The sequence below is a fragment of the Bradyrhizobium sp. SRL28 genome (genome assembly GCF_018596315.1).
Lineage (GTDB): Bacteria > Pseudomonadota > Alphaproteobacteria > Rhizobiales > Xanthobacteraceae > Bradyrhizobium.
Genome location: NZ_JAHEAG010000014.1, coordinates 160,342 through 174,199, shown reverse-complemented (window position 1 = coordinate 174,199; position 13,858 = coordinate 160,342). Strand labels below are relative to the sequence as shown.

14 protein-coding genes and 1 tRNA gene are annotated in these 13,858 nt (G+C 59.4%); 8 read left to right on the top strand and 7 right to left on the bottom strand.

The genetic code is table 11. The features are described 5' to 3' along the window. The 4 genes from KIP88_RS25230 to KIP88_RS25215 form a co-directional block, all read left to right on the top strand. The coding region (locus KIP88_RS25230; protein ID WP_214490727.1) for a hypothetical protein at nucleotides 1–277 on the top strand (277 nt) is incomplete at its 5' end. 865 nt (nucleotides 278–1,142) lie between these two features. After that, nucleotides 1,143–1,358 (top strand): hypothetical protein, encoded by a 216-nt coding sequence (locus KIP88_RS25225; protein ID WP_214490726.1) that lies wholly within the window; start codon nucleotides 1,143–1,145, stop codon nucleotides 1,356–1,358. A 412-nt stretch (nucleotides 1,359–1,770) separates the two neighbouring features. Further along, nucleotides 1,771–2,988 (top strand): acetamidase/formamidase family protein, encoded by a 1,218-nt coding sequence (locus KIP88_RS25220; protein ID WP_214490725.1) that lies wholly within the window; start codon nucleotides 1,771–1,773, stop codon nucleotides 2,986–2,988. Between the two features lie 88 nt (nucleotides 2,989–3,076). Beyond that, nucleotides 3,077–3,640, top strand: a complete 564-nt coding sequence (locus KIP88_RS25215; protein WP_214490724.1) for a hypothetical protein — start codon at nucleotides 3,077–3,079, stop codon at nucleotides 3,638–3,640. Nucleotides 3,641–3,884: 244 nt separating this feature from the next. Here the strand turns inward: KIP88_RS25215 and KIP88_RS25210 are convergent, their stop codons facing one another. From KIP88_RS25210 to KIP88_RS25190, 5 genes are all read right to left on the bottom strand, one after another. Continuing rightward, on the bottom strand, nucleotides 3,885–5,591 hold the full coding sequence (locus KIP88_RS25210) for an adenylate/guanylate cyclase domain-containing protein (protein WP_214490723.1): 1,707 nt from the start codon (nucleotides 5,589–5,591) through the stop codon (nucleotides 3,885–3,887). Between the two features lie 538 nt (nucleotides 5,592–6,129). After that, a complete protein-coding gene (gene bfr, locus KIP88_RS25205; protein WP_214490722.1) occupies nucleotides 6,130–6,618 on the bottom strand; it encodes a bacterioferritin in 489 nt (162 codons plus the stop codon). Nucleotides 6,619–7,206: 588 nt separating this feature from the next. Further along, the gene (locus KIP88_RS25200; protein ID WP_214490740.1) at nucleotides 7,207–7,503 is read right to left on the bottom strand and encodes a hypothetical protein; all 297 of its coding nucleotides are present in this window, start codon (nucleotides 7,501–7,503) and stop codon (nucleotides 7,207–7,209) included. Between the two features lie 93 nt (nucleotides 7,504–7,596). Next, a complete protein-coding gene (locus tag KIP88_RS25195) occupies nucleotides 7,597–8,034 on the bottom strand; it encodes an ion channel (protein ID WP_308163637.1) in 438 nt (145 codons plus the stop codon). Then, a complete protein-coding gene (locus KIP88_RS25190) occupies nucleotides 8,031–8,282 on the bottom strand; it encodes a hypothetical protein (protein WP_214490721.1) in 252 nt (83 codons plus the stop codon). The genes KIP88_RS25195 and KIP88_RS25190 overlap by 4 nt, the downstream gene beginning before the upstream one ends. Nucleotides 8,283–8,771: 489 nt before the next feature. On the opposite strand from KIP88_RS25190, the gene KIP88_RS25185 reads away from it, so the two are divergent. Together KIP88_RS25185 and KIP88_RS25180 are read left to right on the top strand one after the other, a co-directional pair. Further along, nucleotides 8,772–9,434, top strand: coding sequence for a hypothetical protein (locus KIP88_RS25185; RefSeq protein WP_214490720.1), 663 nt, complete (start codon nucleotides 8,772–8,774; stop codon nucleotides 9,432–9,434). 416 nt (nucleotides 9,435–9,850) lie between these two features. Then, entirely contained in the window at nucleotides 9,851–10,942 is a 1,092-nt protein-coding gene (locus KIP88_RS25180; RefSeq protein ID WP_214490719.1) for a tyrosine-type recombinase/integrase, read from the top strand. Between the two features lie 12 nt (nucleotides 10,943–10,954). On the opposite strand, the gene KIP88_RS25175 is transcribed toward KIP88_RS25180, so the two are convergent. After that, nucleotides 10,955–11,029: transfer RNA gene (locus tag KIP88_RS25175), tRNA-Glu, on the bottom strand. A gap of 132 nt (nucleotides 11,030–11,161) precedes the next feature. Beyond that, entirely contained in the window at nucleotides 11,162–11,500 is a 339-nt protein-coding gene (locus KIP88_RS25170; RefSeq protein WP_214490718.1) for a hypothetical protein, read from the bottom strand. On the opposite strand from KIP88_RS25170, the gene KIP88_RS25165 reads away from it, so the two are divergent. Next, the gene (locus KIP88_RS25165) at nucleotides 11,424–12,584 is read left to right on the top strand and encodes an RluA family pseudouridine synthase (protein WP_374226508.1); all 1,161 of its coding nucleotides are present in this window, start codon (nucleotides 11,424–11,426) and stop codon (nucleotides 12,582–12,584) included. The two genes, KIP88_RS25170 and KIP88_RS25165, sit on opposite strands and share 77 nt — an antisense overlap. A gap of 215 nt (nucleotides 12,585–12,799) precedes the next feature. After that, the gene (gene rpoH, locus KIP88_RS25160; RefSeq protein ID WP_108520299.1) at nucleotides 12,800–13,699 is read left to right on the top strand and encodes an RNA polymerase sigma factor RpoH; all 900 of its coding nucleotides are present in this window, start codon (nucleotides 12,800–12,802) and stop codon (nucleotides 13,697–13,699) included. Nucleotides 13,700–13,858 lie beyond the last annotated feature (159 nt).

Here is a 13,858-nt window from a genome sequence, read left to right as displayed (position 1 = left end):
AACTGCGACGCTTTGGCATGCGCTGCTCCATCCATTCGAGGTTGGCGGGAGCGCGACTGGTGTTCTCATCACCGATGAAAGCCACGTACCGAACGGTGATGACGAAATGTGCGCCGCGATCCTGAGAAGCGCCAGAATCAAAAAGCTAAGCTATGTTTTGTTTTTCGGCACCATACGTCCTGCCTCGATAGTGTGCGTAACAGCCTCGGCGGCTCGTTTTTCTGCCGGGTCAAGCCGTCTCACAAGCCTCGGACCACTCCAAAGCTCAACCGAGTGATCTTCAATCTGTTGCCTTAGCCCATACTACGACATCATCGACTCTATCGGCCGTGAACGTTCTACAGCCAATGAAGTCACCATCGTTTCCAACAGTGTAAAGGCGATACTCGGTCATTTCGACGCCTCCTCCCAACTCGTGCCGCACTGCCACGCTCTATAGCTGGCCCACGCGATCACGCAGGACGAAACTGCACCATTGCAGCAGCGGCTTTAGATTTTTTTAAAAACCCAGGTTCTTCTCGCCGCACTTGCTTTTGCACGTGCGAAAGGCACGGAGCGACGGATCGAGAATGCCGGCTTCAGATACCGGGTGTTCCCCGCAATTTACGCAACGGGGCGAGACTTGGTCAGCGGCGTTCTTCGTTTCAATGGCGCGCCGAGAAGTCTCAACCTCAGATCAAATTAAGCTTTGATTTGACGCTCGCAAGGCCGGACATGTGACCCAAACATTAAATCTTTGTGGCTATTTCGGCTTGGGTTCTTCGCCCGGCAAAGGGGCAAGGAGGGCGATAACGGGACCGGCATCCACCTCCTCAATAAACGCGCGTACCGCGCTCCAGCCCGGCCTTCGCCGGCCCGAGTAGCGTGCGCGCGGCGGTGGAGCGCCTTCTGTTGATCGTAATGGTGCGGCTGCGCCATGTCCGCATTGGGTCCAGACTGTGTAAAAACGTTTTTCCTCCCCTAAAACTGCACGCAACCGGGGACGATCCGCGTCGACACGACGGTCTGAGAATATTTTTGCTTTATCGAGTCCGGAGTCAACCCGGGCGCAAGCGCGGGCCACGCTGAGCGACCTGAACAGTCACACGATGCGCATAACAGCACGAGCTCTTCGCGCCCGGATTGCCACCAGGAGCGGCTTGATGCCGACGATGTTCTTGTGGCGGGTCTCGTACCGTGCCCGCCTCACGTTGTTCGCGATGGTCTACGCCCTGGCAAACGGTGTCCCAGCGGCCGGCGTTGCTTTCGCCGCCGCGATGCTGCTGGGCGTCGCCCTGACGCTCTGCGTCGTTGCGTTGCTGACGATCTTCGCACGCGAATGGTGCGTGCGCAGCTGGACCCGGATGGCGCATCCCTAGCCCATCTGTCCCGCCTCCTGGAAGGCGCCACGGGCGTCGCCCTGTTGCTGATCGGTCTCGCGCCGTTCGTTTCGGTGATCTGACCGCGAAGGATATGTCCGTCGTATCAGCGCCGACGCTGAAAACGCTGCACATTTGAGGACAAGGAAATGCTGGACCGACAAGAACCGCCATGGCGGTGAAGAGGCCGTTGTTTTTCCGCCCTTTCGACCCATGGCGGTTGGCACTTACCCCAAAGGGGAGTAGCTTCGCCGGACAGTCGTCAGGACGAGATCTTGATCTCCTCATCGTGCCGCCGGGCGCCCAAGGCGTTGCCGATCGTCGTCCTGACCACAATAGGGTCACGATTCTGCTGAGGGAGGAGCGAATGATGCAATCCGGGCAATTCTGGATCCTCACTGCGGCCGCAACATTGCTGCTCAGCGCAACCGCAGCGCATGCGGATACGACGTCCGTTAAGGCGTGGCAGGTTGTGCGCGTCGCGAAGACCGGCGCGCACTGCGTCGACGACAAGAACTGCATGAACCGCATGCACCCGGCCATCAAGCCGGTGAGTCGCGCCAACCCCGGTCAGCATATCGTCTTTGAAACGCGCGACGCCTTCGACTCCGACTTCAACCTCGGCTCCAAGCCCGAGGATGTGTCGGCGGCCGATCTCAATCTCGTCCATCCGCTGACCGGCCCGGTCTTCATCGAGGGTGCCCAGCGCGGCGACGTACTGGCGGTGACACTTCTCGACGTACAGCCGGACGACTACGGTTACACCGTGATCGTCCCGGGCTTCGGTTTCCTGCGCGATCGCTTCACCAAGCCGTTCATCGCCAATTGGAAACTCAACCGCAAGGAGGCGGTCTCCGACCAGATCCCGGGCATCGTCATCCCCTTTAACGGATTTATGGGCACGGTCGGGGTGCTGCCGGGCCAGCCCGAGGTGGCCACGATCCTCGCGCGCGAGGCGGCGCTGCAGAGCGCGGGTGGCGTCGTGCTGACTCCGCAGCCGCTCGGTGCGCTGCCGAGCGATGTCTGCGGTCAGAACGGAAGCAGCAAGAATGAGTGCCTGCGCACCATTCCGCCGCGCGAGAACGGTGGCAACATGGACATCAAGCAGATGGTGGTGGGCACGACGCTGCTGCTGCCCTGCTTCGTGGACGGGTGCGGGCTGTTCGTCGGCGACGTCCATTTCGCGCAAGGCGATGGCGAGGTCTCCGGCACTGCGATCGAGATGGGGGCGACGGTCACGCTGGTCACCGAGATCCGCAAGGCGCAAGCCGCGAAGGTCAAAGTCCCGCACTTCGAAGGCGGCGATCAGCTCATCCGGTTGGCGCCGACCGAGTTCTACGCCACCACCGGCTTCCCGCTGAAAGCCAAGGGCCAGATCCCGCCTTACCATACCTACCTCGACAGCCAGAAAATCGGCCCGCTCGAGAACCTCTCGGAGGATCTGATGCTGGCGGCGCGCAACGCCCTGATCGAGCTGATCGACTGGATGGTTGGCGAGAAGGGCCTCACGCCGGAGCAGGCATATGTCGTGGCGAGCGTGGCCGCCGACCTGCGTATCGGCAATGTCGTCGACGTGCCGAACTACGCAGTCTCCGCCATCCTGCCGACCACCATATTCCGCAGGAAGTAGCGTGTGGCATAAGACCGAAGGTCCTGAGGTAGGCGGGAGGCCGAGCCGCCGGGAATTCCTCCGAACGGCGGAGGCCGGGGCCGCAGCCATGTTCCTTTGTGGCCACGCACCCTATGGCCAGTGGGGCGTCTACCGCCGGCGCCACCTGCTGATCCTGACTTCGCGCGCCGATCCTCCCTCGTTCGAGCTCGGCAAGCGGGTAGCTGAGGTCCTCGCGGATCGCTTGCCGAGCAGCAAGGCTCAGGTGAGCAGGGCGCCGCACAAGGAGCGCATCGCCAGCCTGATCAGCTCGCAGCAGTTGGACGTCGCGCTGATGCGGCGCGATGATGCGGCAGCCCTTCGACAAGGGAGGCCCCCCTTCGCCGAGCACGGACCAGTCAAGCTGTTCACCGTCGTCGGCATCGGAGAGTATTTGTTCGTCTGCCGCGACGACTTTGCAGCACGCCATGCCTGGTTGATCGCCGAAGCGTTGGACAAGAGCCGCAGCGCCCTTCCCGAATTGCTGCTGCCGAGTGGTTCGTCCTCCGAGCCACCCGACTCGCGCATCCCGCTGCATCCTGGCGCTCTAGGTTATTTCACGGGCGCGCCCATGCCGGGCCTCGAGCCACATGCCCATGAAGATCACACCCACGAGGTTGATGTCGCGAAGTGAGCCGCGGCCCTAAGCTGGAGGCCGTCCAGACCTCTGCTTCTTCATCAATTGCGAGCCTCGTCGCGCCCTCGCAGCACTTCAGAAAAGTCAGACTCAGACCTCGACGCACCCGAGCGCGAGGTCCGCTTTGCCCCCTGTTAACGGACGTCGTCGGCGTGTTGAAACACGTCCGAAAAGTGCCACAACCGGACTCATGCGCCGCAGCAGAGCGCCGCCATTCGATCACCTTGTGGGCATTGGAGAGCTACTCGGGCAACCCCGCTTTCCGAAGCCCCTCGATCAACAGCTTCACGTGTGATTGTCTGACCCGACCCATCCTCGCGGATATTGTGAAGGCGGGATCGCCCTGAAGCAGACGAGCTGCCGCCTCGCGCGCCTCCGCGTCACGTCCGAGATGACCGAAAGCGGACGCGAGACAGCGGTAAGCTGCCCCATAGGCGGGGTTCTGACGAAGGGCCTTCCTCCCGGCGACGAGCGCCTTGTCAAAACGACCAAGCTCTATAAGGGCCGTCGCTATCCCAACAAACGTCATGTTCAGCCGCGGGTCTACCGGGCTCATGCGGATGGCACGTTCAAAGCTGCGCAGCGCCTCCTCCGGTAGCCCGGCAACTGAATAGACCCAGCCCCTGCTGTACCATGTGTCAAATGAGTTCGGGTTCAGCGCGACCGCCCGGTCTACGATTTCGATCTCGCTTTCACGATCGCCGTGCATGTACGCCGAGGTTATGGCGACCCACGCCAGCGTTTCAGCATTATCATGATCGACGTCCAGTGCCAGGCGAAGAAGCCGAACCGCCTCCTTGCGTTCGAATTTAGGATCGACGGCATGACCAAAGATGACGTTGTTCATGTGAGAAGCGCCTGCCATGGCGGCGGCAAAGCCGAACCGAGGATCCAGTTCCAAGGCGCGATGAGCCAGCCTTATCGCCTCGGCATACCCTTCGCCGGTCGTCGAGTGAAAATGCGGGATGGCCCGAAGAACAAAATCATAGGCGGTGAGGTTCGCCGGTCGCCGCCGCGTCGCCATTGCAATTTCTGTTTGAAGCAATTTTGGCTGAATGGCCGAGACCACGGCGACCGTGACTTCGTCCTGCAGGCTGAAAACGTCTGTCAGGTCGCGCTCGAACCTGTCCGCCCAAATGTGTGCGCCGGTAATCGCATCAATTAACTGCCCTGTGATACGAACTTTCCCCGACGCCTTGCGCACAGACCCCTCTAGGACATAGCGCACCCCGAGCCTTCGTCCGACTTCCTTGATATCGACGGCGCGGCCTTTGAAAGTGAAGCTTGAATTGCGAGCGATTACAAACAACGATTTGAAACGCGAAAGCGCCGTCGTGATCTCCTCAACCATTCCGTCCGAAAAATATTCCTGATCGGGATCGCCGCTCATATTCTCGAACGGCAGTACGGCGATCGACGGCTTGTCCGGTAGCGGAGGGGCGGCACTTTGCTGCTCGGTTTGTGCGCCATGCGCTCCTGCGCATATAGCGTAGGCGCGGACCGCCTTAGAAAAGTTCTTGAGCTGAAGGTCGCCGCGATCCTCGAAGCCAACGTCCAACTTGCCTTCGACCTCGCTGTGGACCTTTCCAGAGATCAGGATGCCACCTGGATCGGCGAGACCCTCTAGCCGGACCGCAATATTGATCCCGTCTCCAAAGAGGTCGCCGTCGGTCCCAACGATTACGTCACCAAGATTGATCCCGACGCGCAGCTTGAAGCCATGGCTGCCCGATGCGAGACTGTCCTGTATTTCCAGCGCGCACCTGACGGCGGCCAAAGGACTGGCGAACTCGGCTAACGCTCCATCGCCCGTGGTCTTGATAAGCCGCCCTTCATGGCGGGAGAGGCCGGGCTCGATCAAATCTCGCCTGACCCGCTCGAACTCAGCGTAGGTGGCTTCCTCAGCGCGTTCCATGAGCGCGGAATAACCAACCACGTCGGCGGCCAAGATCGCCGCTAGTCGCCTTTGAACCCGGTGCTCCGTCACAGCGCCCTCCGAACGGCCAGGCAAAATTTCGTCGCTGGGGCAACGAGGAGCCTAGCACTTTGTTGCGGACCTGTGAGCGGTAATCGCGGGAGGGCCCTGTTGCCCCAAGCGGCATTTGCTGTGCCCGTGGCACGGCGGCAATATGCGTGCGGCAACTCGGGAGGTCCGAGTTGGGTCAATCGCGTCACTTTGGCCGTCGGCCGACTACTTCCGGTCTTCCCCCGTAAACGGACGTCGTCAGGGCCGGTGAACATGTCTAAAAGGTGCCACAACCGGACTCATGCACCGCAGCAAATAGCATCGCTATTCGATCACCTGGAGTTGCAAACTGGCGGCCCCCTAAACAGACGCCACCGGTCGACGTAGCGTCTTGTTGTCGCGCGAAAATGCCAGATAGATAATGGTCTATCGACAAACGATATTTGAGGAGTGGACCCATTTTGAGGAGTGGACCCATGCTCAAGAAGCCGCGCGTCGTGGCCGCAAAACTTCAGCGTTATCAGTCGTCGCCCTCGCCCATCTTGCCGATATGATTCTGCCCGTAGAGCTCAAGGCCGAGCTTGTCGACGAGATCGAGCTGCGTTTCGAGGAAATCGATGTGGTGTTCCTCGTCCGCCATCAGCTTCTCGAACAGGTCGCGTGTCACATAGTCCTGCGCGGCGTGGCAGTACGTGGCGGCTTCCTGGTAGAGCGTGCGGGCGGAAATCTCCGCCGCCAGGTCGCAGTCAAGCACCTCTTTGACGTCCTGGCCGATGCGCAGGGGATCGAGCAGTTGCAGGTTCGGGAAACCTTCGAGGAAAATGATACGCACGACCAGCTTGTCAGCGTGCTCCATTTCTTCGATCGATTCCTTACGCCACTGCTTGGCCAGATCCTTGTAACCCCAATTGTCGAGCAGCCGGTAGTGCAACCAATATTGGTTGACCGCGGTCAATTCATGCCGCAGCGCCTTATTTAGAAAATCGACGACCTTTGCTTCACCCTTCATAACCACGCTCCTGTTCTGGCCATGGTTCAAACCCTAGAAAATTTACTCTGAACTTCCCAGCAGCACGAGCACGTGATGCCACTGGATGGCGGCACCATGAAGCCTAGGGCTGCTTGTCCGCCGGCGCAGCGAGTACGGCGCCGCCATCCGCACGACCGACTTTCGCTCCGTCAAATACCTCGTCCATGATTTCTCGGATGGTGCGGGCGCAGCGACCGCACCGAGCTCTGCAGCCAAGGCAGCTATAGACATAGCTGGTAGTTCGGCGCGTCGCAGTGTTGGCGACAGCTCGCACCTCGGTTTCGCTTAGGACGTTGCAGGAACAAACGATCATAGGAAGTCCGCTAGCTCAATTCCTACGTCTGCTTTATCACGCTAAAAGCGGACATTCATCACGACAACGGTGACGTCCGTTAAGTGCCAAGACGAGAAAACGCGCGTGCACTCCTCTGGATAATTTTCTGAGTGAAGACTTAGCGTTCACGCGCAAAGGTAAAAATGAACACGCTTTTCTTGTTGGCAAGCGCTGCGGCCGCCTCTCGACGCTGTGCTTGCGCACGCAGCGGATGAGTAAGCCTTTACGAATAATTACGCATCAGATTCTATATTCACCAAAACTTCCCCGGCGATGATTTCGGGGTCTCCAAGATCAAGGTCATGCAGGCTTGCTTGAACAAACTCCAGTATTTTATCGTTCGCCGCATTGGCGCTTTCGCGGTCCTCAAATATCATCACAGCGACGCCGACGCCTTCGCCGCCATCCAGTACATAATAAGATCTGAACCCGTGCGATTCCATTAGGATCTGACCGATCCCACTTTTGGCGCGGCGGGCAGCATCCGCAACCGAACGAACCTTGGTGTACTTTCGAACGAACATGTACATAAGGCCACCCATGCATCTCAGTTCCAGCCCCACGCATCAAGCATATCGGGTTGCTGCTGGACTAGCACCATCTTCCGGGATTGGCATGTTAACCTAATGCCTCGCGCTATCCCGATGCGTCTCGATCCACTTTTTGACGGCATGCTGGAAAGCAGCGATGAAAAGACCCGTGGTGATCCCGAACATCATGAGACCATTGACGGCCTGCAGCGGAGCGATCAGCCGCGCGCGGCCGTTGATTACTACGTCCCCATAACCCAGCGACGTGATGCTGGTTCTTATAATGATTGAAGACATGCTGGCCGACCTTGGAAAGCTGTCGTTGGCAAAAATTATCGGGTCGTCGGGCTTCGTTGCGTCCGTAAACACCATTGCCATTCGAGTTGTTTCAGCGGCAACGACAAACGAGCCAAGCTCCTTCCGAAAGCTCTCGACTTCGGCTTCGGCGACTTTCTGCTGGTCAGACTTTTCCGTTAGAGGCCGCACGACATGCGTGGATGGCTCGCGCAGCCATATCCACCCGTCCGTCACATGCCGCGGTTCAACGCGATCTTCTTGAAGTCATTACCCAAGAAATCGAACTTTCGTTCGATAAGAGTCGCTAACTTATCGTTTGCAGTAGCAAAGAATATCTGACGCTTACCTCGAACCGCAATCTCCCTGAGATGGTCTAGAAAGGACAAGGCGTTCAAATCATCAACATGTGCTATAGGATCGTCAATCAACATAAGCGGCGGCGCGCTCGTTAACTGGCTATTCTGGGCGAGAAAAATTGACAATGCATAACCGTCTCTCCCACAAACGCCGAGCTTTCGACAGCGGTGCTCGCCAGCCTAAAGACGCTTCGAGGCAAGGGCTAGAGCAGCACAATAGCCGCCTTCGTTAGAGAGCCTGTCCCAACAATTCAAATAGCTGGGATGTTTGCTAGCGTGACTGCGTCCGATCGGGCGCCAGTCGCGATCGAACCCTCCAAACGCATGAATGGGCGGCTGGGGCGGCAGGGATCGAACCTGCAGCTCCCTGCTCTCGATTGCCCACGTCTTCGAAAATGTCATCTCGCGTGGCGACTCGGTGGCGATTCTTCAAAAGCAACGGCCGCCTCGAAGGGCGGCCGTTCAAATTAATGCTGATTTATCAGTACGATAGTTGGTTGCGGGGATAGGATTTGAACCTATGACCTTCAGAGCCATATCTGCACCATTTGAGTTTTTCACGAATGAACTGGACATTCCCCGCCATTTGAGTTTTACTCGAATGAGGAGATTCGCTTGCCGACACCAGCTGACATTATCGACGTGATTTCCACGAGATTGTCTTTCCCGAAAAAGACGGTCGCGCAGCAGGACAGGCTGTTAGTCATTAATGGACAGCGAAAAATCTCGGGACGTGGCCGATCAGCAATGGCATCGCCAAGGGACGCCGCAGCTTTACTTATTGCTGTTGCCGCTACACCGATCTCCGGACCGGCCATCAACATCGCCAACTACCAATCGTATGCGAACCTACACGCTGTCCATTTGCCGCAAGGGAAACTCGAGAGTTGGCGGAATATTGTCTCGCTGCGCGATCTCCCTGATGGGCACACACTCTTGGAGGCTCTCTCGCGGATAATCACTTGTCTATCGAAAGGAGCGCTGCTCGCTGACGGCAATGGTCTCATGACGCCGCAGCGTGAGTATCCTCATCACATCAATGTCCACGTCGATCTTTACGCCCCTGTATCAAGAGCGACTGTAACGATCGAGCGGACCACTGAAAATTCATCGGAGCCTGAGTTCGCGGAAGCGCTTCACTATTTTCGAACGATCGATGATGGCGAACCGATAGTACCCCTCGACGTTCAAATCGACTTCGCACAAACAAGATCATTCGGAATACGAACGCTCTGGTCTCTGGCACAGCTCTTCGATGTTGGCGCCCAATCGAAATGAGATCGGTTCGGCTACGCGAAGCGATCGAGCAGACAGGGCCGACCTCGCCTTTGAACGGTACGATCCGGCTTTTCGTGACTTTGCATGAGACTGAGCAATGACGGCAAAAATTCGGGAGAGAAAGGCAAACAACTTGAGCACCGCGACGGTTGCAGTGGTGGACCGATGACTCGCGCAACCGCACTCCCCCCTACACTGGCACCGCGTTTAATCGGCCGGGACGCAGCCGCGGCGTATGTTTCTGTTTCGCCGAACACCTTCGACGCAATGGTGGCCAGTGGAACGATGCCAAAGCCCCGTTGGCTGACCGCCGGTAGGAAGGCTTGGGACGTCCGATTGCTGGATCAGGCCGTTGATCACCTGCCAATCGATGGCGAAGATACTCGCTCGGCTAACGACGGTTGGGACGATTAGCTATGCGTCGAAAGTTGCCTCCGAACGTTGAGCGAAATGTCGTCAAGGGGCATGTCTATCTGTCCTATCGTGTTGGCAAAGGTCCACGGAGCAAGTTGCCCAGCGACCCGACGTCAGATGAATTCAAGATCGCATACGCTGCCGCTGTTACCGGTGAAATTGCGGCACGGCCCACGAAGGTCGTGGCGGCCCGCTCGATCGACGCACTCGTAACGTCATATTTGAACAGCGACGCATTTTCCTCGCTCGGCAAAGGAAGCAAATCAGGCTATCGCAGCCGTATGGATCAGATTCGCCGTGACCACGGTCACCGGGCCGTCGCTGGCCTGACGAAGGACCGGATTGATGAAAAGATTCTCAAACCGCTGCACAACAAGCCAGGCGCAAAAATCGATACACTTAAGAAGCTCCGCATTCTTATCCGCCATGCCATGGACTTGAAGTGGCTTGCGACCGATCCATCCGAAGGCATCAAACGCGGCCGGTCAAAGGAAATCCGCGCATGGACGGATGCTGAGTTAGTGGCCTTTGAAAGCCGCTGGGCCATCGGCACGAAGCAGCGCGCGGCCTACGAGCTCATGTTAAACGTAGGCACTGCGCGTGCTGACACGCACCTGACCACCTGGGTGCAGGCTGATGCCGACGACTTCGAGTACACGCGACAAAAAACGGGAGTTTCTGTCGCGGTCGAGAAAGCTATATCGCTCAAGCAAGCTCTCAGCGCCCTGAAGCGCGTTCACTTTTGCATCATCACCACCGAATACGGAAAACCATTCACGGTCGATGGCTTCAGTGGGTGGATGCGCGACGCAATCAAAGCTTCCGGCATTTCCGACCTGAAGTGTCAGCCACATGGCCTTCGCAAAACGTTCGGGAGATTGCTGGCCGATGCTGGGGCGACGGCACATGAGATCATGGCCGCAATGGGTCACCTCTCGCTCGCTGAAGCAGAGCGCTACACGCGCGAAGCTGATCGCCGCCGCGGTGGTCGCCGTGCAATCGTGAAGCTTGAAGATCACAAAGCGAACAGAAAACCCCAAACCCGAACTGAGAGTTTGGGGAAACGTGCAAAAACAGAAGGAAATTCAAGATGAAGGATAGATGGCTGGCGCTCCCTAGGGGAATCGAACCCCTGTTTCAGCCTTGAGAGGGCCGCGTCCTAACCGCTAGACGAAGGGAGCGTTGGCCTCAGGGAATAGCCGCGAAATGTGCGGCGGGCAAGGCAAGTCTGAAGGCCTTCGCACGGTTGGGTTAAACCTGTTGCCCTGCGTCCCGAGCCGGCCCCTGGGCTTTTTGGGCCGATCGCACAGGCATCAGGGCTCGTTTACGAATTTCAGCTTTCCCGCCGGTTTCAGCGTCTTGGCGTCGAACGTGCGGATTTCGGTCACCCCGGCTATATCCAGCGTCAGCACCAGCCGCTCGCCGGCCACCGCCGTCGAGACGATGCGGGCGCCTTTGGGCAGGGTTGCGATAATGTCCGTCGCGGCGGCCGCGGGGCTTCCCTCGCCACGGTAAAGACGGTACCCGACGGCGGTCAGCACCACGGCCACCGCCAGCGCCGAGGTCAGGCCCGCGATCAGCATCATCCGCCGCACCCGCGCCATCAGCGCGGCCTGCTCGGGGGTCGGTTCGGGCGCAACGGTATCGGTCATGCAGGGCTCTTTAGAGCATGATCCGGAAAAGTGGAAACCGGTTTTCCGAAAGGATCATGCTTCAAACATGAAGGAACAAGGCTCATCGAACGGCGGTCAAAGGCTGGAGGTCACCGTCGGCGGCGACGAGGGGTCGCCCCGTCTCGACCGCGTGCTCGCGGTGCTTCGCCCGGAACTGTCGCGCTCGCGGCTGAAAGCGCTGATTCTGGCCGGTTCCGTCACCGCCCGGGGCGACCCCATCCGCGACCCCGCTTATCATGTCGCGCGCGGCGATACGATCACAATCGACGTCCCCGAGGCGGTGGCGCCGGAGCCGAAGGGCGAGGATATCGCGCTCGACATCATCTATGAGGACGACGACATCATCGTCATCGACAAGCCGAAGGGGCTGGTCGTGCATCCGGCCGCCGGCCACGAGAGCGGCACGCTGGTCAACGCACTGATCGCCCATTGCGGCGCCAGCCTTTCCGGCATCGGCGGCGTCCGCCGGCCGGGCATCGTGCACCGGCTCGACAAGGACACGACCGGGTTGATGGTGGTCGCCAAGAACGACCAGGCGCATCAATCGCTGACCGCGCAATTCGCCGACCACGGCCGCACCGGTCCGATGCAGCGCGGCTATATGGCCTTCATCTGGGGCGTGCCCGGCCGGCAGCGCGGCACGGTCGACGCGCCGATCGACCGGCATCCTTATGCCCGCGAAAAGATGGCGGTGCGCCCGGGCGGACGCGAGGCGGTCACGCATTGGGAATTGCAGGCGGCGTATCAGGGGCGCGACGGCAAGCCGGTCGCCTCGTTTCTGGCCTGCCAGCTCGAGACCGGGCGGACCCATCAGATCCGCGTGCACCTCGCCCATATCGGCCACCCCCTGATGGGCGATGCCGTCTATGGCCCGCACTTCAAGACCAAGGCCGGCCACCTCGGCGGCCAAGGTAAGGATGCGCTCACCGCGCTCGGCCGGCAGGCCTTGCACGCCTATCTGCTCGCCCTGGAACACCCCCGAACCGGAGAACTTTTGCATTGGGAGGCGGCTTTGCCGGAGGATTTGCTCCTCCTGCAACGCGCGCTGGAAGCGGCGCTATGACGCAGCCTTTTCAGAAAAGCCATGATATGACAACAGGTTATAGCAGCCACACGGGGACGTGACGTCAGCATTCCTTCCCTATTAACCCCGGAATGGTGTATGTTGCACGTGCGCTGAATATCCAGCGCGGAACATCGCAGCCTGGTCGGCTTTAACACAGCGATCACCTGCCGGGCCCGCCGCTATCGGGGGCCTGAACCACTGGAGGGCGCTCAATGGCCCGTACAGCTACGCTGCCGGTTCTCAATGGAGAATCCGGCCTTTCTAGATACCTCGCCGAGATCCGCAAATTTCCGATGCTGGAACCCCAGCAGGAATACATGTTCGCCAAGCGTTGGCGCGAACATGACGATCGCGACGCGGCACATCACCTTGTCACCAGCCATCTCCGGCTCGTGGCCAAGATCGCCATGGGCTATCGCGGCTACGGCTTGCCGATTTCCGAAGTCGTTTCGGAAGGCAATGTCGGCCTGATGCAGGCGGTCAAGCGGTTCGAGCCCGAGAAGGGTTTCCGTCTCGCTACCTACGCCATGTGGTGGATCAAGGCGTCGATACAAGAGTACATTCTGCGTTCCTGGTCGCTCGTGAAAATGGGAACCACCGCGAACCAGAAGAAGTTGTTCTTCAACCTGCGCAAGGCGAAGAGCAAGATCTCCGCGCTGGACGAGGGCGATCTCCGCCCCGACCAGGTGAAGCTGATTGCCAAGCGTCTCGGCGTGACGGATCAGGACGTGGTCGACATGAACCGCCGCCTCGGCGGCGATGCGTCGCTCAACGCGCCGATCCGCGACGACGGTGAAGCCGGCGAATGGCAGGACTGGCTGGTCGACAACTCGCCCAACCAGGAAGCCGTGATGGCCGAGCACGAGGAGTTCGATCATCGCCGGCAGGCGCTGAACGGTGCCATCGGTGTGCTCAACCCGCGCGAACGCCGCATCTTCGAAGCGCGGCGCCTGGCGGAAGAGCCGATGACGCTGGAAGACCTCGCCGCCGAATTCGGCGTCTCGCGCGAACGCGTGCGGCAGATCGAAGTCCGCGCTTTCGAAAAGGTGCAGTCGGCCGTCAAGGGCACGATTGCCCGGCAGGAAGCGGAAGCGCTCGAAGCCGCGCACTGATCGCGCGATCGAGGTAACAGTTGACGAAAGCCGGCGGCAACGCCGGCTTTTTGTTTTTGGGCGGATGTTGTTTCAACGAGCGCGTCGTCGTCCCTGCGAAAGCAGGGACCCATACGCCGCGGCGGTAATGATTTTACACGCCGGTAGTCATCTTTCTTC

Bases quoted from the DNA above. Each gene is read 5' to 3' on its own strand.
- KIP88_RS25225 (WP_214490726.1), top strand. From the start codon at position 1,143: ATGCCGACGATGTTCTTGTGGCGGGTCTCGTACCGTGCCCGCCTCACG.
- KIP88_RS25215 (WP_214490724.1), top strand. From the start codon at position 3,077: ATGTTCCTTTGTGGCCACGCACCCTATGGCCAGTGGGGCGTCTACCGC.
- bfr (WP_214490722.1), bottom strand. From the start codon at position 6,618: ATGAAGGGTGAAGCAAAGGTCGTCGATTTTCTAAATAAGGCGCTGCGG.
- KIP88_RS25200 (WP_214490740.1), bottom strand. From the start codon at position 7,503: ATGTACATGTTCGTTCGAAAGTACACCAAGGTTCGTTCGGTTGCGGAT.
- KIP88_RS25180 (WP_214490719.1), top strand. From the start codon at position 9,851: ATGCGTCGAAAGTTGCCTCCGAACGTTGAGCGAAATGTCGTCAAGGGG.
- KIP88_RS25170 (WP_214490718.1), bottom strand. From the start codon at position 11,500: ATGACCGATACCGTTGCGCCCGAACCGACCCCCGAGCAGGCCGCGCTG.
- rpoH (WP_108520299.1), top strand. From the start codon at position 12,800: ATGGCCCGTACAGCTACGCTGCCGGTTCTCAATGGAGAATCCGGCCTT.